The sequence below is a fragment of the Neptuniibacter sp. 2_MG-2023 genome (genome assembly GCF_030547495.1).
Lineage (GTDB): Bacteria > Pseudomonadota > Gammaproteobacteria > Pseudomonadales > Balneatricaceae > Neptuniibacter.
Genome location: NZ_JAUOQC010000017.1, coordinates 1 through 24,321, shown reverse-complemented (window position 1 = coordinate 24,321; position 24,321 = coordinate 1). Strand labels below are relative to the sequence as shown.

The 24,321-nt window shown below is 44.3% G+C and carries 20 protein-coding genes and 1 tRNA gene; 9 read left to right on the top strand and 12 right to left on the bottom strand.

Annotated elements, in window-relative coordinates:
• Positions 1–10: 10 nt before the first annotated feature.
• Positions 11–634, bottom strand: a complete 624-nt coding sequence (locus Q4486_RS14095; RefSeq protein ID WP_303417786.1) for a TetR family transcriptional regulator — start codon at positions 632–634, stop codon at positions 11–13.
• Between the two features lie 110 nt (positions 635–744).
• Positions 745–2,001, bottom strand: coding sequence for a M48 family metallopeptidase (locus Q4486_RS14090; RefSeq protein ID WP_303519851.1), 1,257 nt, complete (start codon positions 1,999–2,001; stop codon positions 745–747).
• Between the two features lie 196 nt (positions 2,002–2,197).
• Between Q4486_RS14090 and coaD the strand changes: the two genes are divergently transcribed.
• Both coaD and Q4486_RS14080 read left to right on the top strand, forming a co-directional pair.
• The gene (gene coaD / locus Q4486_RS14085) at positions 2,198–2,677 is read left to right on the top strand and encodes a pantetheine-phosphate adenylyltransferase (protein WP_303417790.1); all 480 of its coding nucleotides are present in this window, start codon (positions 2,198–2,200) and stop codon (positions 2,675–2,677) included.
• Positions 2,678–2,705: 28 nt separating this feature from the next.
• Positions 2,706–2,951, top strand: a complete 246-nt coding sequence (locus Q4486_RS14080) for a YfhL family 4Fe-4S dicluster ferredoxin (RefSeq protein WP_067868824.1) — start codon at positions 2,706–2,708, stop codon at positions 2,949–2,951.
• A gap of 70 nt (positions 2,952–3,021) precedes the next feature.
• On the opposite strand, the gene Q4486_RS14075 is transcribed toward Q4486_RS14080, so the two are convergent.
• The 4 genes from Q4486_RS14075 to Q4486_RS14060 form a co-directional block, all read right to left on the bottom strand.
• Positions 3,022–7,956, bottom strand: coding sequence for a LamG domain-containing protein (locus tag Q4486_RS14075; protein ID WP_303519850.1), 4,935 nt, complete (start codon positions 7,954–7,956; stop codon positions 3,022–3,024).
• An 89-nt stretch (positions 7,957–8,045) separates the two neighbouring features.
• On the bottom strand, positions 8,046–8,558 hold the full coding sequence (locus Q4486_RS14070; protein WP_303519849.1) for a DUF501 domain-containing protein: 513 nt from the start codon (positions 8,556–8,558) through the stop codon (positions 8,046–8,048).
• A 68-nt stretch (positions 8,559–8,626) separates the two neighbouring features.
• Positions 8,627–10,705, bottom strand: a complete 2,079-nt coding sequence (gene recG, locus Q4486_RS14065; protein WP_303519848.1) for an ATP-dependent DNA helicase RecG — start codon at positions 10,703–10,705, stop codon at positions 8,627–8,629.
• Complete coding sequence (locus Q4486_RS14060) at positions 10,702–11,607, bottom strand: hydrogen peroxide-inducible genes activator (protein ID WP_303417798.1); 906 nt, start codon at positions 11,605–11,607, stop codon at positions 10,702–10,704. The genes recG and Q4486_RS14060 overlap by 4 nt, the downstream gene beginning before the upstream one ends.
• A 47-nt stretch (positions 11,608–11,654) precedes the next feature.
• On the opposite strand from Q4486_RS14060, the gene Q4486_RS14055 reads away from it, so the two are divergent.
• The gene (locus tag Q4486_RS14055) at positions 11,655–12,515 is read left to right on the top strand and encodes an SDR family oxidoreductase (RefSeq protein ID WP_303519846.1); all 861 of its coding nucleotides are present in this window, start codon (positions 11,655–11,657) and stop codon (positions 12,513–12,515) included.
• Between the two features lie 78 nt (positions 12,516–12,593).
• Here the strand turns inward: Q4486_RS14055 and ppk1 are convergent, their stop codons facing one another.
• Complete coding sequence (gene ppk1, locus Q4486_RS14050) at positions 12,594–14,798, bottom strand: polyphosphate kinase 1 (protein ID WP_303417802.1); 2,205 nt, start codon at positions 14,796–14,798, stop codon at positions 12,594–12,596.
• A 52-nt stretch (positions 14,799–14,850) separates the two neighbouring features.
• On the bottom strand, positions 14,851–15,861 hold the full coding sequence (gene hemB / locus Q4486_RS14045; protein ID WP_303417804.1) for a porphobilinogen synthase: 1,011 nt from the start codon (positions 15,859–15,861) through the stop codon (positions 14,851–14,853).
• Between the two features lie 198 nt (positions 15,862–16,059).
• Here hemB and elbB point away from each other — a divergent pair, with 198 nt between their 5' ends.
• On the top strand, positions 16,060–16,713 hold the full coding sequence (gene elbB, locus Q4486_RS14040) for an isoprenoid biosynthesis glyoxalase ElbB (protein ID WP_303519845.1): 654 nt from the start codon (positions 16,060–16,062) through the stop codon (positions 16,711–16,713).
• Between the two features lie 56 nt (positions 16,714–16,769).
• On the opposite strand, the gene Q4486_RS14035 is transcribed toward elbB, so the two are convergent.
• The 4 genes from Q4486_RS14035 to hisB all read right to left on the bottom strand — a co-directional run bounded on the left by Q4486_RS14035 (position 16,770) and on the right by hisB (position 19,509).
• Positions 16,770–17,252, bottom strand: a complete 483-nt coding sequence (locus Q4486_RS14035; protein WP_303417808.1) for a hypothetical protein — start codon at positions 17,250–17,252, stop codon at positions 16,770–16,772.
• Positions 17,253–17,494: 242 nt separating this feature from the next.
• A complete protein-coding gene (hisF, locus tag Q4486_RS14030; RefSeq protein WP_303519844.1) occupies positions 17,495–18,268 on the bottom strand; it encodes an imidazole glycerol phosphate synthase subunit HisF in 774 nt (257 codons plus the stop codon).
• Positions 18,268–18,912 carry an imidazole glycerol phosphate synthase subunit HisH gene (gene hisH, locus Q4486_RS14025; RefSeq protein WP_303417813.1) on the bottom strand — a complete coding sequence of 215 codons (645 nt, stop codon included), beginning with the start codon at positions 18,910–18,912 and terminating at the stop codon, positions 18,268–18,270. The genes hisF and hisH overlap by 1 nt, the downstream gene beginning before the upstream one ends.
• A 3-nt stretch (positions 18,913–18,915) precedes the next feature.
• Complete coding sequence (hisB, locus tag Q4486_RS14020) at positions 18,916–19,509, bottom strand: imidazoleglycerol-phosphate dehydratase HisB (RefSeq protein WP_067868783.1); 594 nt, start codon at positions 19,507–19,509, stop codon at positions 18,916–18,918.
• A gap of 146 nt (positions 19,510–19,655) precedes the next feature.
• Here hisB and Q4486_RS14015 point away from each other — a divergent pair, with 146 nt between their 5' ends.
• The 5 genes from Q4486_RS14015 to Q4486_RS13995 all read left to right on the top strand — a co-directional run bounded on the left by Q4486_RS14015 (position 19,656) and on the right by Q4486_RS13995 (position 24,320).
• A complete protein-coding gene (locus tag Q4486_RS14015) occupies positions 19,656–20,561 on the top strand; it encodes a GGDEF domain-containing protein (RefSeq protein WP_303417816.1) in 906 nt (301 codons plus the stop codon).
• Between the two features lie 91 nt (positions 20,562–20,652).
• A complete protein-coding gene (locus Q4486_RS14010; protein WP_303519843.1) occupies positions 20,653–22,824 on the top strand; it encodes an AsmA family protein in 2,172 nt (723 codons plus the stop codon).
• A 5-nt stretch (positions 22,825–22,829) separates the two neighbouring features.
• A complete protein-coding gene (gene mutY, locus Q4486_RS14005) occupies positions 22,830–23,876 on the top strand; it encodes an A/G-specific adenine glycosylase (protein WP_303519842.1) in 1,047 nt (348 codons plus the stop codon).
• Positions 23,877–23,908: 32 nt separating this feature from the next.
• Positions 23,909–24,181 (top strand): oxidative damage protection protein, encoded by a 273-nt coding sequence (locus Q4486_RS14000; RefSeq protein ID WP_067984955.1) that lies wholly within the window; start codon positions 23,909–23,911, stop codon positions 24,179–24,181.
• A gap of 63 nt (positions 24,182–24,244) precedes the next feature.
• Positions 24,245–24,320, top strand: a tRNA-Phe gene (locus tag Q4486_RS13995).
• Position 24,321: the final 1 nt, after the last annotated feature.

Sequence of the window (24,321 nt, the reverse complement as noted above, 5' to 3'; positions counted from 1 at the left end):
TTTATTATGCTTATATCTCCAAGCCATATAAAAAATGTTGAGTAAGACATTTAATTTGCTGCTTGCTATCGACCAACCCAGATCCCGTATTACGAATACTTGTTGTAATACCCATGATCAAACCTAAAGCTGCGGCCGGTATAGGATCGCCTCCCCGTGAAGGCTTCTGAGCAATCTGCTTCTGCTTACGTGCTTTTTTAACAATTTTTGCTAATAGGTGTAACCACTCTCGGTGTTCATCCCGAATCTTATCCGAGATTGCTTGTAGCTCAACTGTGTGAGCAACACCTTGATGGAAAACCTGCCAGATACGTGCAGGGCGCCCTTCGGCTAATATGAGCGCGCTCCACTGCGTAATAAATTCACCCAATGACTCTAACGCATCTTGTCGTGCCGATTGCAGCTGATCGATAAAGATATCGTCTATAGGAAAACGACATTCATCATACAGCGCCTCAACAAGGTTTGTACGGTTTTTAAAATGCCAATAAAGCGCACCGTGAGTCAGCCCCGCCGCTGACGCAACATCTTTCAAGCTAGTATTAGAGATACCTCTCTCAGCAAATAAAGTTAATGCTGTATCCAAAAGCAACTGGCGTGTTTGTTCTGCTTCTTCTTTGGTCCTTCGTGACATATACCTTTAACAACCGTCCATTAAATCGGATACGCATTATATAGTAGTCACTACACTCGATAAGTTACAGAAAGATTAAGTCTCTTATGAAAACACCTATAAAAGTAAAATTAGCGCGCGGCTTGCACATCATCCAAATATAATTTGGCGCTGTATTTTTTAAGGTCATCAACATTAAGCGAGTTTGGCAGTGAAAATCTCGCTGTAAAAACTTGTCCTGGTTTGATATATCCGTCCACATGGGAAACATAACGCTCTATTTTCCCATTACGTTTTAGATATAACCCCATCACAACATTAGTTAAGGTAGGTCCATTAGCAGCATAGCGCCAACGGGTATCTAAAAGATGAGACCCCGCCTTGCGCGTTGACTCAACCTTGAGAACAGACTCCACCGACTTAACAAAATTCGCTTGCTGAAGCTGACGTAGCTCTTCACCTTTAGCTTGCTGATGCTGGACATATGCGCCTAGAGCAGTCGATAACAACGCTGTAACTCCACCCCCTTCACCAGCAGCAACCTCATTACTATTTTTTTGCCACAGCACGTTATTATCTAGCAGGGCAGCAGCGCGTGGATTAATTTGATTCTTTTTGTAATAGGGCAGTACCTTCGTCCCTACAGTTTTTGCTTCTTGATAACGTTCGGCATTCACTGGGTGATCATGGTGAAACAGCGCACGAGCATTCCCCTCCTGCGTATATTTACGCTGCCAAATACGGCTTGCAGCGAGAGGGTCATAGCCCGCCAGCGCTGTATACAAAATACCAATGCGATCCGCCTCTCGCTCACTCTCATGGGTAAATGCAGCTTGATAGCCACTACGTCCCGCAGAATTAGAACCAACCAAGGCACTAACCTGCGCATGTGTTTGACGCTCATAAACATGGTTAGCCACAGTATGTGCTATCTCATGCCCCAATACAGCGGCAAGTTCGGCATCATCTTTCAAATCGGTCATCAACTGCGAATGAACAACAATATAAGTGCCCCCCGTAGTAAATGCGTTAAATGAATTACGCTTAATCAACAGCGGCTGCCAACGCTCCTGCTTCAGATGAGAAACTTTGTGAATACGGTCAAAGATACGAACAAGGCGCTGATATTGCGTCCGGCTAATTGCCGCATTAATCGGGCGCTTATTTTTTTGTTCCTGTGCAATGATCTTTTCAACATAGGCATTTCCCTGCTCTATCTGCGCACTACGATTAGCCATACTCAAACTTCGCTGCCCAGTAACGCGGTCACGCTCACTAACAGACTCCGCCACTTGATATAAACCTTGATCAACTTTTTGTAGCGCTTGGCACCCTGATAAAGCTACCAGTATCAGAGCAACAAAACCTATTCGCCATGACCGAGTCACACTAATACCCCTAAAATCCTTATAGTTATTTGTAATAACGAATTGTTTTTTTATAACCGATAGAGATCAACACATTCCATTATAGTATTTGTACAGCCCGAACAATTCGGATAATATGCCGCAATTGCAAACTTGCTATGTCACTAGAACTTGATTAAGCGAGTTTTAAGTAGACAATAACTCCTGTGAACCATATATGAATATTGCTGTTTATCCAGGAACTTTTGACCCAATAACGAATGGCCATGCTGATCTTATTCAACGTGCAGCCAAACTTTTCGATAAAGTCGTTGTCTCAGTTGCTGAAAGTCCCAAAAAACAACCCATGCTATCCTTAGAAACTCGTGTAGCATTGGTTCGTGAAGTAACTGAACACCTTGATAACATCGTCATTGTAGGTTTTGATTGTCTATTAGCAGAACTACTTGAGCAACAGAACGCTAATATTATTTTGCGTGGGTTACGTGCAGTATCGGATTTTGAGTACGAGTTTCAACTTGCTGCGATGAACCGACATTTGACACCCGATGTAGAAAGTATTTTTTTAACACCGGCGGAACACTTATCTTTTGTTTCCTCCACGCTGATCCGTGAGATCTCAAGCTTGGGTGGAGATGTAAGTAAGTTTGTACACCCTTCGGTGGCAAAGGTCCTGAGTGAGCACCTGGACCATTAATTTATAGAGTGATAGTGAGGTAGCCACCATGGCATTGATCATTACTGACGAATGCATCAACTGTGATGTATGTGAGCCGGAATGCCCTAACGAGGCAATCTCTCCAGGTGATGAAATTTATGAGATTGAGCCTTCAAAATGTACTGAGTGTGTAGGTCATTACGACACACCACAGTGTGTTGAAGTTTGCCCAGTTGACTGTATCCCTAAAGATCCGGATCATGTTGAAACTGAAGCACAGCTAATGGAAAAATACACTAAGCTTACCGGCTAATTGTATTTCCCTTAGCACAATAAAAAAGCAGGCTTAGCCTGCTTTTTTATTGTCTAAATATTATCCAAGCTTATTGATAACGTTCCTGCCAGAAGATCATACGATCACTCCCTCGCGCACGTCCAAACGTCACTATCGCATCCGGAAGATTAGCATCATCGCCACTACCATCTTGATTCCAATCATAGCGTAACCAAGCATCAAGATTGACCACTTCGACAGGGAAAGATCCTGTATTATCATCGCCGCCAGTTCCAACGCCCGGCGCACTAAAGCCTAAATTAAATTCACCAGCGGTTGCCGCAGCATTAGCACCTGTAATATTTAACGAGCCTAGCGTACTACCATCGCCAACAGACACTGTTCGCTCGGCATCAGTCACTCCACTTAGAGTACTATCGAAAGCAATTGAGCTTAACGGTATTACCGTACAACTGTCGTCAAGGCTAGTTACAAAAGCGCTACCATCCCAATATTGCACAGAGAAAGGCACCTCAAGGTCTTCACTTTCGGGCCCATGAACTGATTGAATTTGCAGGCGGCCATAACGCAGAATTTGCTCTCCACCTATAGCGGCCGCTGAACAGTTACCATCGACAACACAATCGTTATTATCTGCAGCATTCATTGTAAGTTCGCTCGTAGAGAACCCTCTAGCATCTCGCTCACTTGAAATACTTAGGCCTAGTTGCAGTTTATTAAACGGACCATCTTCTAGCCCCGCCGCATCTGGATTTCGGCTAAAGAAAGTGCTCGTGCTATCAAAGGCATATTCACCCAATTGCCAATTATCACTATTAGAATAGCCACCCAGTCTCGTGCCTAAATCTATACCTAAATTATCATTTTCAGCTTCTGCTTGAATAGTTGCAGTCCCGCTGTATTCGTTATAATCATAATTCTGAGTAATCCGTTGCGCGTCACTCGCCGTACTATCAGTCACCCCTGCTGGCCGAGCCTCTATAGTGTACTTAAACTCAGCGAAAGGTTGCTGCATATAAGTAAATGAAGATGAGCAACTTGCCACAATGCTATCACTAACGATCGCAAAGTGGTCGGGGTAGAAGCGTCCAACCTTGACTGGAACACTGGTAACATCCCCGGCGATACTACCCAGATAATTAGCAAGGGATGCTTTTATATTGATACTACCCACTTCATCATATTGAAGAGTTCCGGTGACTGCCGTGCCACCTCGGGTTAAATATGACTCAAACGTTAGAGGAGTCTCTCCTGTTAAATTACCTTCTATACCACTCGCCGGTGTAAAAGAATCAACACTTAACTCAACATCGCCAGCGAAATTAGGCGTCACGTCATTACCTACAGTGACATCCACACCCGCATCAGGCACACCATTTTGATCTGTGTCGTAAGCCGTTTGGTAAAGATAGGCATTAACAGTGACATCGAAATCGCTTCCAGCAGAGGTAAAGCCAGAACCTGAAGTCTCATCACCTTGTGGATTATCTACTGAACCGGCCTGAATAGAAGAAAATCCAAAGGCAAAAGGTCTAACGATAAACGAGTTACTACTGCCCTCAATTGTCGCTGTACCGCTCCCTCCGGTCACCTCTACCTCGGCTTGCACAAACAGCTGAATTTGCCCGGCATCTCTATAATCAAAAACGATTTCACCCTCACCGGCAGCATTGAAATCGACAGCAGAAGTAACATAAGTTGGAGTTCCGGCCAGATCAACACCAGGCGCAGGGGTCCCATTACCGTTCACAAACAAGGCATCATCAGCAGCGCACGTATTGGGCGATATGCATTGGTAACCAAACCCAACATTAATGCCCGATCCGGGCTTCAACGCCGTGCATCTGCCCGTGTCAGGGTCAGTTTGGATCGCTTTAATTGTTACAACCTGCGCGTTCGGCGCGATATTATTCAGCTTACCGGCAATCTGAATATCGATCCCATCCAACACTCCATCGGCATAAAACTTAAATGCGGCGTCAGCATACTCAATATCGGGATCAGTAATATCTCCGTCACGATCCGTTGCAGAGCCATCATCCACATCGATATCAAGCACTCCAACGGAGGTACGTATCAACTGAACCGTGGTAGCCATGGATGTGCCATCAAAGGTGTAGGTTGCTGGGCTAAAGGTATTGGCTACATTAGCACCAGCGACTAATTCACTCGATAAGCTAATCGTGGTTCCACTCTCAGGAGCAATACTTTGCCCACTCTCATCTTTAGCCGTAATCGTTATATTGGCCGCTTCACAAGTGAGCGCAGGAGAGCTATGGCTTATCTCATAGTAAGAGACGGCAGAAGCACACTCCTCTCGAACCGTACCATTCCAGTTTTTACCCGCAACTTGATTAGCATAAATATCGCTGACATCACTATCGGCTAAAACATCTTCAAAAATAATAACTTCATCCAACTGACCGTCGAAGTAAACGGGCGTCCCTTGGGTGTTCTCCATACGTCCGATGGATGAAAAGCCATTACCAATATCACCCGTAGAGCTTGTTCCGCTTTTATCCAACGCCCCGTCGATGTAAATTTTATATTCACCCGACACCACCTCTCGTGTTAACACTACATGGTGCCAACTCCCATCATTTATCACTGTATTGGACTTGGTCGCTGCGTAATCATCGCCGACGGTTAGCCCTATATGTCCTGACGCATCAATCCATCCCCAAAAGATATCATCAGCACCGCCATTCTCCTCTATACCCGCCACACCGGGCGCTTGCCATGCCACATCATTCCCTGATTGAGTAGTTTTAATCCAAAAAATCAGACTCGCAGTTGTCTGTAACTGCGACAAGTCGGTAGCCGTTACATAATCAGTAACACCATCAAAATCACCCGCCCGACAAATAGCTCCAGAGGAAATTGTATCTGCATTTTGAGCCACGCCGTGATTATCATTACCACTGCTATCTTCAACTTCGTCAGCAGTTCCATTCCAGCCACTTTCATCAAAATGCCAATCGGCCAACGCGGAACAACCGGGACGCAAAGAACCATCATAGTTTTTGCCTGCATTTTGGTTAGTGTAGATGCTAGATATATCCGCGTTACTTAACACGGAATTAAAAATAAGTATTTCATCCACATCACCATTCGCAGAGTTAGCACCCTCACCGGCAATATAACTACCACGATTATCACCCACATAAAGCGATAGCAGTTCACCAATACCCAGACTTGAAGGGATACTGCTATTTATCTCCTCCTCTCCATTTACAAATAGCTGCATCTGCTGGCCCGTCATATCCCATGTTACAACGAGGTGTACCCAATCAGATGAACCATAGCTAAATGTGCTTGAAGAGGAGTAACGATAATCTGCATCAGAGGTATTTTCCAAACCAAACCGGAGACGACTATCGGTTTCTTCGGTTAAGAAAAAATACTTATTATTTGGATCAGGTGTTGAGGCACTGAGCAAGACTTTACGGCCATCTGTTCCCCATGTAGTGGAGGATCGGTACCAAAAGCTTATCGTGCCGGTATTACCCACTTGGTCATCAATGTCGATCGTAGTATCAATCGCATACTGTTCAGCAGCTGTTGTATTTTGGCCTATATTCCCTGCACGGCAAACTTTACCGTCAACAATACTAGTTACATTTCCGCTGCCTGTATCAACAATAGAGCCGTTATTGCTCCCAATACTGTCAACTATTTCACCACTAACGCCACTCCAACTACCCTCATCCAAACGGTATTCGGCAAGGGGGGTTGGTAGTACACTGGTACAGGTCACCGACGCCCGCGTACTTCCATCAGCGTTTAAACCATTACCTTCATTTGTATAGATCTGGCTGGCATGGGAGGCATCTAACTCTGCAGCATAAATTTTAAATTCATCCATATAGCCATCAAAAGCTTGGCTACTACTGAAACTCCCGCCAAAGGCGTCTTGCTCCTGCCCGATAACAACAGCCGATGCATCATTAATTGAAATTTGCCCAGAACTACCAGAGGTATGACAGCCGGCTAACCCACCATCCACATAAAGACACATCCCGTTCCCGCTACGGGTTACTAACAAGTGATGCCAACTGTCATCGGTCAGTGTAGTGCCAGCACTTATCGTCGCACCGCTATCTCCGACATTAAGTCTCACTTGAGTACTGTTGACGAGGTAGATCTCAATCTCCTCATCCCCAGTAGAGCTACCTAAGGCATGGAAGATCTCTTGCTGGGATTTAGAAACGGCTGTTTTAATCCAAACCGAGACACTAAAATCATTTAAAGAGTTCACCGCACTTTGAGGTACGGTAATCCAGTCTAGCGTGCCCGTTGCGCTCAGGTCTAAACTTCGATTAATCTGCGCCACACTATCCGTGCTATCGGCACTATTTGCCGTACCATCATAAAAACTCGCGCTATCGGTTACACCCGTTGCCAGTGAACATTCATCAAACCGATACTCTAAACGCGGGCTAGGCAGAGCTATTGACGTGGTTTCTAACTCAATTTTCACATAATCAGTATAGTGTGTAGCGCTTTGATTATTATTCTGTTTCCGCCCACTGTTAACCGATAATATTTCGATCTCCCCATCATCAATATAATTAGAAATATTAGAAGAGACCGATCCAGTCAACGTATCAAGACTTGAGCTGCTGCTACTATCAAGCTGCTCGAAACTACCATTAAAGTTACGTATATAAAGAACCGCACCTCGCTGACCATTACTTGAATGATCCCCAAACCCAACCCAAGTGGCGGTAATAGAATTTATATCGGCAGCATCTTCATTAATCGAAAACCGATACAACATTTTGGGATAATGACGGCGAGTAGAGGCGCTATAACTGGCACTTGAACCGTTCTGAGTATTTATATTGGAGTCAGTGAAGCTGCTTAGATCACTAGTCGCAGTTAACGTTGTATTGCTACCTCGTAAGGAGGTGTGATTACCAGAACTAAAATCATAAGTGACCGTAGCCGCGTTAAGATGCAGTGACAAACCACAGAGTACTAAAAAACACCCACACATGCTGCGCATAGTCTGGCTAAGCATTTAAAACTCCTGTGTAATTAACGACAACGGCCCCTTGAGTATAAACAAGAAGTTAGCAACTTTCCGTAGATAAGATTTCTACTGGTCATTTAACGCGTTGTTTGTAGGGAGGCAAGATCAAAGCGCTGATCTAATATTCGTCCAATCACCGAGCCTTCAGCCAGATGATAGGCATACTGCATATGCAGGCAGCGGATTTTGTCCCACTGGGAGATACCGCCGATCCCATACTGTTGATAGAGATGAGTAAAACCTAAATGATCAATTCGTGATTTTTGATCATCAGTTACGGTGGACCAGCGCAGATCCACATAACGCTGCTGATCAGCAAGGTGTTCAGTAAGAAGAGCTTCATCCTCCAGCAACTCCTGCTCCAACTGCTTTACAGCTCCTGAAGTCTCAATCTCCGCTATCGCTTGATAGATATCTTTGCTCGATAACCAAAATAGGGTCGGGAACGGCTTATCATCAACTAAAGCCTCCATCTGTAAAACAAGGGGAACACCCTGCTCATTCTGTACGGCAATTCCTGCTAATCCACGTGGTGTACGCCCTAGTTGCTGGCATATAAGTTCTAATTGCTGTTCTGTCGGTTTAATCAAAGCACTTCTCATTATCAATGGAATATCACAACTATCTATCAGCGAAGGCTTATTAATATTTGGAATAATTATACGTTGCCATAATCCTCACCCCGACCTAACCAACGCTGGACCAGAGATTCAGAACTGTCAGGCCAGTCTTGCATGTGAGAGGCGAGCATTTTAACTCGGCTTAATAGATCTGAATCCCGCTGCAGATCGGCCATTTTAAACTGCATCACGCCTGTCTGTCTTGTTCCTAAAACTTCACCGGGGCCACGTAATTCAAGATCTTTCTCAGCGATACGGAAGCCATCGGTTGTTTCTCGCATTACACTCAGTCGCTCACGCCCCTGTTTGGAGAGTGGCGCATGGTACATCAGCACACAATGGCTCTCTACCGAGCCTCGCCCTACACGTCCCCGCAGCTGATGGAGCTGAGCTAAACCGAGCCGCTCGGGATTTTCTATAATCATCACACTGGCATTAGGTACATCCACACCCACTTCAATCACCGTAGTGGCCACCAGCAGATCCAGCTCAGCCGCTTTAAACTGACGCATAATGTCTGCTTTTTCTGCAGGCTTCATACGACCATGTACTAAACCCACTCTTAGTTCGGATAAAGTTTCTTTTAACGTTTCAGCTGTGACCTCTGCCGCTTGACATTGCAAGGCTTCAGATTCTTCGATCAACGTACACACCCAATAAACCTGACGCTGATCTTTACATGCATTTCTCACCCGCAGGATAACTTCTTCGCGACGGTTATCAGCAATCACCACTGTATTAACAGGTGTGCGGCCGGGTGGTAATTCATCAATAATTGAGCAATCTAAATCAGCGTAAGCGCTCATTGTTAACGTACGAGGGATAGGTGTGGCTGTCATAATTAACTGATGAGGCGCCAATTCACCATTACGGCCTTTCTCCCGTAAAGAGAGGCGTTGATGTACACCAAAACGATGCTGCTCATCAATCACTATCAACCCTAAATCGAAAAACACGACCTCTTCCTGAAATAGCGCATGGGTACCTACAACCACGCGCGCCTCACCACTACGGATTAATTCAAGCTGCTCTTTTCGCGCTTTACCTTTTAGCTTACCTGCCAACCACGCAACTTTGACCCCTAAAGGCTCCAGCCATTGACTAAAGTTCAAAAAGTGCTGTTCCGCAAGAATCTCAGTAGGAGCCATCACCGCAGCTTGAAGCCCACTCTCGACGGACTGAATGGCCGCTAGGGCCGCCACAATCGTTTTGCCGGAACCTACATCTCCTTGCACCAGTCGCAGCATAGGGAAGGCCTGAGAGAGGTCAGCAGCGACTTCATCACTAACCCGAGTTTGAGCACCGGTCAACGGAAAAGGCAGCTGATTTAGAAACTTGGCTTTCAGCTCACCACTGCCCGGCAACTCTGGAGCCCCTTTTTGACGTGTTTTTTGACGTAGCTTCAACAGCGATAGGTGGTGGGCTAGCAGCTCCTCAAACGCCAAACGTCTCTGCGCTGGATGCATACCTTCTAATAAAAGTTGTTTTTCTGCATCAACCGGAGGTCGATGTAGAAAAGCAACGGCACTATCCAAGCCGGGAAACTGCCAACCTTGTCTTAAAGATTCGGGAACAAGTTCCTGTAAAGCACCTTGCTCAAGGTAACCTAGTGCTTGCTCAGTTAAGGCGCGTAAACGTCCTTGATGAAGCCCTTCAGTCGTGGGGTAAATCGGTGTTAAATGCTCCTCCACAGGCACAAGGTCATCAGGATCAACCTTTTTGTATTCAGGGTGAACAATCTCTAAACCATTAGCACCAGTACGTGCCTCACCAAAACAGCGGATCCGTACCCCCGGTTTAAGGTTATTCTTCTGTGCCGCAGAGAAATGAAAAAAGCGTAGGGTCAGCATACCTGTCCCATCTTGAATCCGACAAAGCAAACTACGGCGGCGCCCTTTGCTCACATCAGCAAGCTTTACCTCACCCTCAACAACACATTCATCTCCCGGCCTTAAAGCACCTATAGGCACAATATGCGTTCGATCTTGGTATCGTAAAGGCAGGTGAAAAAGGAGATCCTGCAAGGTACGAATACCTAAGTTATGGAGCTTAATTTCTAGTGCAGCTCCTACACCTTTAAGCTCGCTAACCGGTATACCGGCTAGAGATGTCGTCATTGTTTACTCGCAGGGTTAAAACTACCAATCGCATCAATCAATACATCAATTGCCTGCGGCCGAGGATAGCTCGCACGCCATGCAACACCAACTGTTCGCTGAGGCACGGGGTCTTTAAAGGGACGTGTAACAACAAGATCTGAAGAAGCGGGGCCATAAACAGCCGACTGAGGCAGTACGGAACAACCCAATCCAGAACCCACCATCATACGTATAGTTTCGAGTGAACTCCCCTCGGTAATAGTGTGTTGGTCATGGAGCGTTTGCGATAAGGTTGGACAAGACTCCAACACTTGATCGCGAAAACAGTGCCCCTCACCCAGCAGCAGCAAAGGCGTTTGCGGCAGGTCTTCACTGTTGATCGTTTTATATTGCGCCCAAGGATGGTTCTTTGGCATCAACATCTCAAAATCTTCATCATATAAAGGGCGAGTAAGGATATCCGGTTCACTAAAAGGCAAAGCAACAATAATGGCATCCAACTCACCATTCCGAATTTTCAAACGTAGGCTTTCTGTGAAGTTTTCTTCAATATACAGCGGCATATCTGGCGCTAGCTTCTGCACTTGAGAGACGAGATGGGGAAATAGATAAGGTCCAATCGTATAGATAGCACCGACTCTTAATGGGCTTTTAAGTTGATCTTTACCCTCAAGTGCCAAATCTTTGATTGTGTCAGCCTGCTCGAGAACGCGTTGCGCCTGCTGGACAACTTTTTCGCCTACAGGCGTCAAACGAACTGAGTTTTTACTACGTTCAAATAGAGGAACACCTAGCTCCTCTTCTAATTTCTTGACCGCGATAGATAAGGTGGGCTGGCTGACAAAGCATTTTTCTGCAGCGTGGCCAAAATGCTGTTCTCGGGCCAACGTCACGATATATCGCAGTTCTGTTAGAGTCATTCAGCGTTATCCTTTGCTATGATGCCATTTGGTTAATTGGAGGCCTTATGCAACTGAATACACAACAACACACTATTCTGATCGCAGGTTGTGGCGATGTAGGTTCAACCTTAGGTCAGTTATTAACTACTCAAGGGAAAGAAGTCATTGGCCTGAGACGTAATATAAACCAGCTTCCACAAGGCATCCAAGGAATAAGCGCAGATCTATCACAATTTGATGATCTGAAAGCAAAGTTACAAGGTATTCATTGCGATATTGTAGTTTATGCAGCCTCTGCACCCAGCTTTACCCCTGAAGCTTATCAACAAACCTATGTCGATGGCCTAAAAAATATTATTAACAGCCTAGACACTCCACCTAAACATCTATTTTTTACCTCTAGCTCAGGCGTCTATCACCAAAATGATCACGGCTGGGTTGATGAACAGAGTCCTTGTTTACCCTCTGCGTTTAGTGGGCAGATAATGCTAGAAGCGGAACAAACAGCGTTAAGTACAGAGTATCCGGCAACGGCGGTACGCTTTACTGGAATTTATGGACCGAATCGTAATCACTTATTAAACAGGGTAAGCCGGGGAGATGTAGCTCCTGAATCCCCTACCCAATTTACAAATAGGATTCATCGCGATGACTGTGCGGGTGTTCTTGCACACTTAATCACAAAAGCCTTAAATGATGAGCCTCTTGAGACTATCTACCTCGCAACCGACGATACTCCTGCCACAATGTATGATGTAACCCATTGGATGGCACAACAACTCAGCATTAAGGTCATCTCCGAATCGGCTTCTCGACGGGCAGGAAGCAAACGCTGTAGCAATCAACGCTTAAAAGAGAGTGGCTACAGCTTTAAATATCCTAGCTATAAAGAGGGTTATAGCGCGTTATTAGATCCTGATCATTAAGATTGCTCGATAACAACAAGCACAAAAAAACCCAACGCTGAGCTGGGCTTTTTATTCACTTAAGATTTACACTTATCGTTATCGTGCAAACTCTTCAAGCAATGTTTGTTGCGCAGAGAAGACCTCTTCATCTTCAGCTGGCTGGTTTTGCAAATAACTACCATCCGCCTGCAATTCCCAGCTTTGGCAGTTATCTTTCATATAGTAATCCAGTTCACGCTTCAAACGTTCCGCATGCTTTCCAAATACTTGGAAGCCGGTTTCCACACGATTAAGCATGTTACGCTCCATCCAATCGGCACTTGCACAAAACACCTCGGGCTTACCATTATTACCAAAATAGTAAACTCGGGTATGCTCTAAGAAACGACCAATAATAGAACGCACATGAATATTATCAGATAGCCCTTCAATACCAGGGCGTAAGCGACACATACCACGAATAATCAGATCAATTTTAACGCCCGCAGCCGACGCTTCATAAAGCGCTCGAATCATCTTAGGCTCAGTTAAACCATTAACTTTGACCATAATATGGCCCTGCTTTCCTGATTTAGCTAAACGGGTTTCATTACGAATTAGCTCGATCATTTTTGCATGCAATGTAAAAGGTGCGTTATACAGCTTTTTAAGCTTCTGTATTTTACCCATACCCGTAAGCTGCTGGAAAACCTTATGTACATCTTCACCTACATCTTGATCCGCGGTGAGATAACTATAATCTGTATACAAACGGGCGGTGCCTGAGTGGTAGTTACCTGTCCCTAAGTGGGAGTAACGCACCAACTTTTGCCCCTCTTCGCGAATGATCAACATCGCTTTCGCGTGACACTTATAGCCAACCACACCATACACAACAAGACAGCCTGCCTCTTGCAGCCGTGCCGCTAAATGCAGGTTGCTCTCTTCATCAAAACGCGCTCTAAGCTCAATAACAACAGTTACTTCTTTCCCAGACCGTGCAGCTTCCACTAACGCGTTAACAATGTCGGATTTAACACCCGTACGGTAAAGCGTCTGCTTAATTGCAACCACATCAGGGTCTTTCGCCGCTTGACGGAGTAGATCGACCACTGGCGTGAATGATTGGAATGGGTGCATCAAAAGCTGATCGCCAGATTTAAGCGCTTCAAAGGCATTATCCCCTTTAAGCTTACCAGGCACACCGGGTGAGAAAGGCTTCCAACGTAGATCATTACGTTCAACCAAATCTCGAACCGCCATTAGACGCGTCAGGTTCACCGGGCCATTAACACGGTAGGTCTGAGACTCATCAAGCTTGTACTCTTTCTGCAAAAATGCGATCAGCTCTTCCGGGGTACGCTGGTCAACCTCAAGTCGTACAGCATCACCATACTTACGCGAATGAAGCTCACCACGTAATGTATTTGCAAGATCTTCCACCTCTTCCATATCAAAGGTCATATCCGCATTACGGGTAATACGGAACTGGAAGCAACCTTCTACCTTCATGCCAGGGAACAGTTCATCTGCAAATTCATGGATAATAGAGGAGAGAAAGATAAGATTATCCCCCCCATCACACAGCTCATCGGGAAGACGAATTAAGCGCGGCAGAGAGCGAGGCGCAGGAATAATAGCCATACCAGTTTCACGACCAAAGGCATCTTTACCATCTAATTCCACAATAAAGTTTAAACTTTTATTAACAAGACGTGGAAAAGGGTGTGATGGGTCTAAGCCAACAGGGCTAATAACCGGTACGACTTTTTCTTGAAAATAATTTTCGACCCAAGCTTTCTGGTCATCCGTCCATAAATGACGTCGAATAAAGTGGATATCCTCCTTCTCCATCTCCAAGAAGAGCATATCATTTAAGATTCGATATTGACGATCAACGACCAAGTGGCAGATCTCACTAATACGATCTAGCACTGTTTTAGGGTGCATCGCATCAGGTCCTACCGCTTCTCGGCCATATTTAAGCTGCTTCATCTGCTCAGCAACACGAATCTCAAAAAACTCATCAAGATTGCTAGAAAAGATCAAGAGAAACATCAAGCGCTCTAGCAGAGGATGTTGCTCATCCAACGCTTGTTCAAGTACGCGAATATTAAATTGAAGATGGCTCAGCTCTCGGTTGATATATAACTCAGGCGCCTTTAAATCGACCGGTGTCTCTTCAACTTCCTGCTCTGTAATCGCTACACTTTCACGACTTTCCAGCAGTGCGGCTGCAGCTTCCCTCTGCTCAAACGCCGCGGCGGCTTCACTTTGTGCAAGCGCCGTTGCCGCTTCATTCTGTTCAACTGTATCAACCATACTAACTCAGCCTATTTCCTTGATCATTTCAGCCTAAACAATAGTAGACTGATTACTCATTTAATAACTGTGCAACACGTTTAGCAAAATATGTCAGCACACCATCAGCCCCAGCACGCTTAAATGCGACAAGAGATTCCAACATCACACTACGCTCATCCAGCCAACCATTTTGGAAAGCTGCCATATGCATAGCGTATTCACCACTTACCTGATAAGCATAAGTAGGTGCTTTTAATTCATCTTTTACGCGACGGACAATATCTAAATATGGCATCCCTGGTTTAACCATGACCATATCTGCGCCTTCAGCTAAATCCAATGCAACTTCATGTAAAGCTTCGTCACTGTTCGCGGGGTCCATTTGATAACTAAACTTGTTACCTTTACCTATATTCCCTGCAGAGCCTACAGCGTCACGGAAAGGTCCGTAGTAAGCACTTGCGTATTTAGCAGAGTAGGCCATGATCAGCGTATTAACAAAGCCTCCACTTTCTAGCTCATCGCGAATAGCACCTATACGACCATCCATCATATCGCTCGGCGCAATCACGTCTGCACCCGCTTCAGCATGGGAGACCGCTTGCTGAATTAACGTATCAACTGTGCGGTCATTAAGAACATAACCCGTCTCATCGATGATGCCGTCCTGTCCATGGGTAGTAAATGGATCAAGCGCCACGTCCGTCATAATACCCATATCCGGACAGGCATCTTTAATCGCTTTAACTGCGCGCTGAGCAAGACCGTCAGGGTTATACGCTTCTTCCGCAAATTCTGTTTTTACATTAAGAGGGGTCACAGGAAATAACGCCATCGCGGGTACACCCAACGAACTCAGCTCTTTAGCTTCCTTGACCAATAGATCGATACTCATCCGCTCAACACCAGGCATAGAAGCAACCTGTTCAGTTTCATTTTGCCCTTCAATGACAAAAACTGGATAGATGAGATCATCTGGCGTCAGAACGTTCTCTCGCATAAGGCGACGTGAGAAATCACTCGCACGCATACGACGCATACGGGTTTCTGGAAAAAAGCGCTGGCTGTTATTAAAGGACACGGTAACTCCCTTCTAATATAGATAGGTGATTGGACATAAAAAAGATGACAAGCATATGACATCAGGACTTAAAACTGAGTTTAAACCTATTTTTCGGTCATTCTTTATCATAATAGTAATAAAATAGATCTTATCTTAATCTCTACCCAAAAGGGTATGACCGAACTCATATGATGCAAAGTTAAAGGACTTAAAGTTATGAAAAAAATCGCTGTGATTTTATCAGGCTGTGGTGTTTATGATGGTTCTGAAATTTATGAATCAGTGCTCACTCTATTAGAAATTGCAAAAAATGGGGCTGAATATCAATGTATGGCTCCTAATATCGAACAATTTCATGTTATCAACCATCTGAGTGGCGACATTGCAGAGAATGAAAAGCGTAACGTGCTCACTGAAGCCGCCCGCCTAGCCCGGGGTGATATTATCGACTTAGCAACAGCAAAAGCGGAAGACTATGACGCATTAATCATTCCTGGTGGCTTTGGAGCCGCGAAGAATTTATCTGATTTTGCAATCAATGGCTCCAACTGTCAGGTCAATGGCGATGTTGCAGCTTTTACTCAAGCAATGCATAAAGCAGGCAAACCGGTAGGTTTGATCTGTATAACGCCAGCGATTAGTCCACTTCTATTCGGAAATGACGTTAAATTCACCCTTGGGAACGATATAGACACAATTCAGACTGCAGAAGCGATGGGCGGCACTCATATCAACTGCGCAGTTAACGATATTGTGGTCGATGAAACTCTAAAAGTCGTAACAACACCCGCCTATATGCTTGCAGGCTCAATCACTGAAGCAGCGGCCGGTATTGAAAAACTGGTGAAAAAAGTTCTTCTACTTGCCTAACAACTTAAGTGTATAAAAACCCTTCCCATTGTCTCAGGGAAGGGTAAGAACACTACTTATTTAGGTGTTTTTTGGCAGGGAAATTCTGATTTAAGGCCGGTGAAAATAGAATTTTTAAGCGCTGTCGCATCATCATCTCTATCAGAAAGATAAGGTGCTAATTGCTCAATCACATCCGCTCTAGCTTTTGAACTAGGCACACAGAAATGAAGGTAGCTATCATCCGAACCTCGATCGCCCAATCGCGTACGTAATGCCCGCTCCATAAAGCCACTTTTTTCCGCCTGTTTTAGCTCATCGGCATTATTCTTATCTGTAACTAATGCACCATCTAAAAATCCGCTGATATAGGTCGCGCAAGCAAGAGCCTCTTCTGAAGCTGGATTCTTATGTAACAAATGACAAGAATTTAACAGTTCATCTTCATGCATCTGAAGTAAAGCAGCAGAAGCTGAAAAGGAGGTAAGACTGATCGCGATCGCTAAACAAAATTGAATCTTAGCGCGACGATAAAGACGTTTATTGTTTTTAGTGTTCATGCCGATACCTCTGTAAAAATAACATGTCGTAGTACTTTAGCCTCTATCAACAAGTATCATCAATAAAACAATCGTATATTATTAATAAAAGAGTTGATTTAGTTCAGCTGTTACATAAATCATAACGATATAGACCCATATTCTGAGTGCAACTCAATCATAAAAAGGCCCATTCTCTTGGCCGCAGACAATAAAAAAGCCCCTTTCGGAGCTTTACTTAACCTACAGTTCGAAAAAGGATATTAAAGGCGAACCTCGATACCATTTTTACGCATATGTTCTTTTGCTTGAGGAATAGAGTACTCATTAAAATGGAAGATTGAAGCCGCTAAGACAGCATCCGCCTTTCCTTCAATACAGCCTTCAACAAGATGATCTAAATTACCAACGCCACCAGAAGCAATAATCGGCACATTTACCGCTTCACTGATTGCACGCGTGACTTCAAGATCATAACCATTTTTCACCCCATCCTGATCCATAGAGGTTAGCAATATCTCACCAGCACCTAACTCAACCATTTTTTGCGCCCATTCGACCGCATCAATACCTGTAGGTTTTCGCCCACCGTGGGTAAAAATCTCCCAACGGTTCTCTTCACCCTCGGTAGAAACTTTCTTGGCATCAATTGCGACCACAATACACTGAGAACCAAAGCGGTCGGCGGCTTCTTTTACAAATTCAGGATTAAATACTGCAGCAGAGTTAATCGAGACTTTATCTGCACCCGCATTAAGCATAGTGCGTATATCATCGCAGGTACGAATACCGCCGCCAACCGTCAGTGGGATAAACACTTGAGAAGCCATACGTTCTACCGTATGAACCATAGTGTCACGACCTTCGTGAGTTGCAGTGATATCAAGAAAAGTGATCTCATCAGCCCCCTGTTCATCATAGCGTTTAGCTACTTCCACAGGATCCCCCGCATCACGAATATCGACAAACTGAACACCCTTAACAACGCGACCGTTTTCTACGTCTAAGCAGGGAATAATGCGTTTTGCTAATGCCATTAGATTTTACCGTCCCAGTTAAGGAAGTTCTTCAACAATTGCAGACCCGCTTTTGAGCTTTTTTCTGGATGGAACTGCACGGCAAAAGCATTATCTCTCGCCAACGCCACATCAAACTGCTTGCCATAATGACAAACACCTGCCACAAGATCGCGGTGCTTTGCTTCCACATAATAGCTGTGGACAAAATAGAAGCGGCTGCCATCAGCTATATCAGCCCACAAAGGATGGTCACCTAACTGAGAAACCTCATTCCAACCCATATGTGGTACTTTTAGACGTTCGCCGTTTTCCTTTAGGTCATCACCAAAGTATTTCACATTGCCCGCAAACTGTGACAAACACTCAACACCACCGTTCTCTTCGGAATGCTCCATCAACGCTTGCATACCGACACAGATACCTAAAAACGGCTTACCGGACTCAATAGCCTCTGTGACTTCTTTATCAACCCCAAGACGTAGCATCTCAGCAACGCAATCACGAATAGCACCAACACCAGGCAAAATAACACGATCAGCACTAGCCACTAGAGCAGGATCTGCAGTTACACGCACCTCAACACCCGGTTCAACAAATTCCAACGCTTTGGCAACAGAGTGCAAGTTGCCCATTCCATAGTCGATTACAGCTACACTCGACATAGTTTATAGGCACCCTTTTGTAGATGGCATGACATTAGCCGCACGCGCATCTATCTCTAATGCATAACGTAGCGCACGACCGAAAGCTTTGAAAATCGTTTCTGCTTGGTGATGAGCATTAAAACCTTTCAAGTTATCCACATGCAGCGTAACCCCGGCATGATTTACAAAACCTTGGAAGAACTCCCAGAACAGCTGAGTATCAAAACGCCCTATATTTCCACGGGTAAAATCAACCTTCATCTCTAAACCTGGACGGCCGGAAAAGTCGATAACGACACGCGACAAGGCTTCATCCAGCGGGCAATAAGCATGGCCATAACGCATAATGCCTTTACGATCACCTACCGCTTCTTTAAACGCTTGGCCTAAGGTAATTCCTATATCTTCTACGGTGTGATGATCATCAATGTGGTTATCACCTTTTGCCTGGATGTCCAGATCAATAAGGCCATGACGGGAGATCTGCTCCATCATATGCTCTAAAAAAGGCACACCGGTGTCTGCCTTAAATTGGCCAGTACCATCAATATTTACGGACACAGTAATTTGTGTCTCTAAAGTGTTTCGGCTTACCTTGGCTGTGCGTTCCGCCATGGTTATCTCCCGCTAGTATTATCAGAGCAGCAATTATACAACCATAGTCATCTCCATGCACCGTTACATCAGCATTCGTTTCAAGCAAAAGTTGCATAGATGAACTATCTTGAAAGGAGAGCAAATAAGCTAGGCACATAATTCAGATGGATGATACAAAGCTACATCAACTTTTGCGGGATAATAATAAAGCGCTACTCTTAGTGATAGACGCTTTACCTTTTCCTATCTATTACAAAGATATTCATGGCAGATACCTTGGTTGCAATAAAGCCTATACCGAATATGTTGGGGTCGAAAGGGAAGTTATTATTGGTAAAACCGCATATCAACTCTTTGCCCCTGAAGTTGCTGATATTTTTACAGCTTTAGATAAACAACTGATTAATGAGCCGGGGATTCAAATCAATGAAACACCTATTCATAGGTCCGATAAAGATAGCAGCTATGTCAAACTGCATAAGGCAACCTTTTGTGATGAAACAGGGAGTGTTGCTGGATTAATTGGTGCGATCATTGATATTACGGAACAGAAAAATCTAGAAAATAAATTCCAACACTTAGCCTCCTATGACGATCTGACCGGCATCTACAATCGCAGAGAAGGGACTAAGCAGTTAATCAACCTTTGCACTGAAACTATACGAAAAAAGCGCCCACTATCCCTTATCATATTAGACCTAGATAATTTCAAGAGAGTTAATGACACTTATGGTCACGGTTCAGGTGATGTGGTTTTAAAAATGGCTGCGCAAACGCTTGAACACAATTCACGAACCAGCGATATCATCTGCCGTTATGGCGGCGAAGAGTTTTTAATCATACTTCCAGAAACTACAACAGCTGGAGCTATTATTATCGCTGAGCGCTATAGATTGCTACTTGAACAATTAAACGTCCAAATCACCAGTAGTGATAGCTTAACCATCACAGCAAGTATGGGCATTGGCGAGTTGGATTTAAACTTCCCAGACCAAGAGCTAATGCTAAAACAAGCCGACAAAGCTCTCTATAAAGCCAAGGAAAATGGCAAAAACCAAGTCTGCTATTAAAATTTATTCATCCCCTCTTAAGCGTAAAAGATTGAAACTTCACTAATACTGTTTATCCTCACAGATCAAACCACTAGCCAAGGAGAGAATAATGAAAGGTTTGCTGAAACTTGTCGCTGGATTAGGCGTACTGGTGATTGTATTAATTGTTGCCGGTGGTGCTATTCTCGGCGCGTTTTTCGACCCAAATGAATATAAGCCTGAAATTGAAAAAGCAGCTTTAAAAGAAGGCGGCATTGAGCTTAAAATCAATGGCGATATAGGCTGGTCAGTTTTTCCTTGGCTTGGGCTAGAAGTTAATAAAATTGATGTTAAGTTCCCAGGTAAAAACGATCTAGCTAGCTTAAACAAAGCACAGTTAGCGGTTCGTATTCCCGCACTGATCTCAGGCAAGGTTGAGATGAAGAGCATCGTTGTCGATGGGCTTCAGTTAAACCTTGTTAAAGAGAAAGATGGTTCAACAAACTGGATCGCAGAGGTTAGCAGTACAGTCTCTAGTGAAAGTGAGACAAATACGAAAACTGAAACCAGCACGGAAAAGTCATCATCTCCAGCGATTGCTCTTAATATAGATAGCATCCAAATAAGCAACGGTAATATTAACTATTTAGATAAAAGCACAGACACTCAAGCACTGCTAAGTGATTTTAATATGAGTTCTGGCCAAGTCGTTACTAATGCTTTTTTCCCTGCAGAGTTGAGCTTCAATGCAACACAACTAGTCAAAGGTGAAGAACAGGTAAAAGCTGCGGCTAATCTATCTGCTGAGTTTTTCTTAGATCTTGATAACCAGCTTTACAAAATTAAAGGCCTAGATAGTAAGTTTAATTTATCGGGCAAACCTTTAGCGGGCAAAAGCTTAGAGATCACAAGCACAGCAAACATAGAAGCTAATTTAGCGACACAACAGCTAACCCTATCGGACCTAACCCTTTCCTTAGCAAATCTAAAAGCTACAGGTAATCTAGCGGTAAGTAGCTTCGCGGCACCGATTATCACTGGTAAACTATCTGTAGCATCCTTTGATCTCAATAAATTATTGACCTCTATAGGACAAGCCGAGATTGAAACTACAGATTCTGATGCCCTCTCAGCCATTAGCTTCAATACAGAGCTGGCAGGTCCCGCCAACACAGTAACAGCTAAAACATTGAACCTAACCTTGGACGACACTAAGTTCAGTGGTTCGGCAGCTTTTAACCTCGCTAACAGCAACATCAGCCTGAATATTCAAGGCGACAAACTAGATGCTGATCGCTACATGCCACCAGCAACAGATAAAAAAGCATCAGAAGCCTCTACAGCAGAAAAAAGTGCTTCAACAACGGCTAGTACCGGCTATTCAAAAGATGAAATATTACCCATCGATACTCTCCGCTCATTAGCTCTCGACCTTAGCGTTGGCCTAAAAGCATTACATGTCGCAAACCTCGATGTGAGTAATATCTTAGTAAAGGTAAGTGCTCATAATGGATTAATAAAAGCGAGCAAAATTGATGCGGATCTGTACAAAGGTAGCGTTAAAAATAATGTAACTATTGATGTACGCAACAACACACCGATCATTACGTCACAGAAATCTATCTCAGGTATCCAGATCGGTGACATGCTCAAAGCACTCGCGGATGTGGATCAGCTTACCGGTTCGTTAAATTCTCAATCCAATTTAACCTTACGCGGTAACTCTGTATTTGATTTTGTTAACAGCGTTACAGGTACAGCAGACGTCAACATGAAAGATGGCGAACTGCACGGTATCGATATGGCCCAAACGGTTTGCCAAGGTCTTAACAATCTTAGTTCGCTTGGTGTTAACACAACAGAAGTCGACAAATCCACCCCGTTTGCCAATATGGGTGCATCCGCCAATATTAAAAATGGTGTCATTAACAACCAAGATTTAAAAGCCGCTCTGGATGCGATGAGCTTAAGCGGCAAAGGTACAGTAAACCTACCTAAACAGCTGCTTGATTACCGTTTAGGCTTTATGGTCGAAAAGAATCTATTTAAGGAAACCTGCTCTTTCCCTGACAAACTTGAAGGCGTAGAGATTCCAATCGATTGTAAAGGTAGCTTTGATACCGATCCGGTAAAACTGTGTAAACCTGATTTCAGCTTTATTAGCGATGCGCTAAAAAATCAGGTAAAGGAAAAAGTTGAGGCTCAAAAAGCAGAAGTGAAAGAAAAAGTGGAAGCCAAGAAGGAAGAAGCTAAAGAAAAACTTAAAGATAAGCTTGATAGCAAACTTAAAGGGCTTTTCTAAATATAATGTTCTCCGAGAACTTCTCAAGCGCCGTGCTGGACTGGTTTGACCAGCACGGCCGCCATGATCTTCCATGGCAGCAAAACAAAGACGCTTACCACACTTGGATCTCGGAGATAATGCTTCAACAGACCCAAGTCACCACGGTTATTCCATACTACCAACGCTTTATTGAACGCTTTCCTACTGTGGACTCTTTAGCTAAAGCTGAGCAAGATGAAGTCCTACACTTATGGACAGGCTTAGGCTATTACGCCCGTGCCCGCAATCTTCATAAAACGGCCCAAATAGTCGCCAATGAACTCAACGGACAGTTCCCCGAAACCGTTCTTGAACTAGAAGCGCTACCTGGAATAGGCCGCTCTACTGCTGGCGCTATCTTATCGATCAGCACTGGAAAGTGGGCACCTATTCTTGATGGTAATGTTAAAAGAGTACTCGCGCGTTTCTATGCGATAGAAGGCTGGCCAGGTACAACCGCAAACCAGAAAACCTTGTGGCAATATGCAGAGCAAAATACGCCTCAAGAACGAGTAGCAGACTACACCCAAGCGATGATGGACTTAGGTGCAACCCTTTGTACTCGGAGCAAACCTAGCTGCTTACTCTGCCCACTACAACAAGGGTGCAAAGCATGGGAGTTAGGTAAAACCGATCAGTTGCCTACACCTAAGCCGAAAAAGACCCTGCCAATTAAACAAACCTATATGTTGATCCTGCAACAACATAAAGAAAATGAAGTACTGCTTTATCAGCGCCCACCTAGTGGTTTATGGGGCGGCTTATGGAGTTTTCCACAAGTGGCTGATCTTAGAGATACCTTCAATGAAACAGGCTTAGAGCTAGATCAGGCGTCTATACAAACCTTAGCTCCAATCCGCCATACCTTTAGTCACTTCCATTTAGATATCACACCTGTACAAGCACAAATAAATACCCCTACAGACTGTGTCATGGAAGGAAAACCTATGCTCTGGTATAACATACAGCAACCAGAAAATGTTGGCCTAGCAGCACCAGTGAAAAAACTACTGGAATCACTGGCTAACTAATAACCTAGAAATGAACGCTTTCGGAGTCACAAATGAGCCGCACTGTTTTATGTCGAAAATACAAAGAGGAACTTGAAGGGTTAGATCGTCCACCCTACCCAGGACCTAAAGGCCAAGATATTTATGACAACGTATCCAAAAAAGCATGGAAAGAGTGGACTGACCATCAAACCATGATTATTAACGAAAAACATTTAAGCCTTATGGACCCATCAACTCGTGAATATCTTCAATCTGAGATGGAAAAATTCATGACCGGTGACGACTATGAAAAGGCCGAAGGTTATGTGCCCCCTTCGAAATAGTTTTTTTCTAACAAGTGGTTGACAGTTTTACGCGAAGACGGTTTAATACGCGCCACTTGAGTAGCCCAGATAGCTCAGTCGGTAGAGCAGAGGATTGAAAATCCTCGTGTCGGCGGTTCGATTCCGTCTCTGGGCACCAC

Excerpts from the sequence above, each read along its gene's own strand:
- Q4486_RS14080 (WP_067868824.1), top strand. The coding sequence starts at position 2,706 with ATGGCATTGATCATTACTGACGAATGCATCAACTGTGATGTATGTGAG.
- Q4486_RS14035 (WP_303417808.1), bottom strand. The coding sequence starts at position 17,252 with ATGAACACTAAAAACAATAAACGTCTTTATCGTCGCGCTAAGATTCAA.
- hisH (WP_303417813.1), bottom strand. The coding sequence starts at position 18,912 with ATGTCGAGTGTAGCTGTAATCGACTATGGAATGGGCAACTTGCACTCT.
- Q4486_RS14015 (WP_303417816.1), top strand. The coding sequence starts at position 19,656 with ATGGATGATACAAAGCTACATCAACTTTTGCGGGATAATAATAAAGCG.
- ppk1 (WP_303417802.1), bottom strand. The coding sequence starts at position 14,798 with ATGGTTGATACAGTTGAACAGAATGAAGCGGCAACGGCGCTTGCACAA.
- hisB (WP_067868783.1), bottom strand. The coding sequence starts at position 19,509 with ATGGCGGAACGCACAGCCAAGGTAAGCCGAAACACTTTAGAGACACAA.
- hisF (WP_303519844.1), bottom strand. The coding sequence starts at position 18,268 with ATGGCATTAGCAAAACGCATTATTCCCTGCTTAGACGTAGAAAACGGT.
- Q4486_RS14000 (WP_067984955.1), top strand. The coding sequence starts at position 23,909 with ATGAGCCGCACTGTTTTATGTCGAAAATACAAAGAGGAACTTGAAGGG.
- mutY (WP_303519842.1), top strand. The coding sequence starts at position 22,830 with ATGTTCTCCGAGAACTTCTCAAGCGCCGTGCTGGACTGGTTTGACCAG.
- Q4486_RS14060 (WP_303417798.1), bottom strand. The coding sequence starts at position 11,607 with ATGACTCTAACAGAACTGCGATATATCGTGACGTTGGCCCGAGAACAG.
- Q4486_RS14075 (WP_303519850.1), bottom strand. The coding sequence starts at position 7,956 with ATGCTTAGCCAGACTATGCGCAGCATGTGTGGGTGTTTTTTAGTACTC.
- Q4486_RS14055 (WP_303519846.1), top strand. The coding sequence starts at position 11,655 with ATGCAACTGAATACACAACAACACACTATTCTGATCGCAGGTTGTGGC.
- coaD (WP_303417790.1), top strand. The coding sequence starts at position 2,198 with ATGAATATTGCTGTTTATCCAGGAACTTTTGACCCAATAACGAATGGC.
- elbB (WP_303519845.1), top strand. The coding sequence starts at position 16,060 with ATGAAAAAAATCGCTGTGATTTTATCAGGCTGTGGTGTTTATGATGGT.
- Q4486_RS14010 (WP_303519843.1), top strand. The coding sequence starts at position 20,653 with ATGAAAGGTTTGCTGAAACTTGTCGCTGGATTAGGCGTACTGGTGATT.
- Q4486_RS14095 (WP_303417786.1), bottom strand. The coding sequence starts at position 634 with ATGTCACGAAGGACCAAAGAAGAAGCAGAACAAACACGCCAGTTGCTT.
- recG (WP_303519848.1), bottom strand. The coding sequence starts at position 10,705 with ATGACGACATCTCTAGCCGGTATACCGGTTAGCGAGCTTAAAGGTGTA.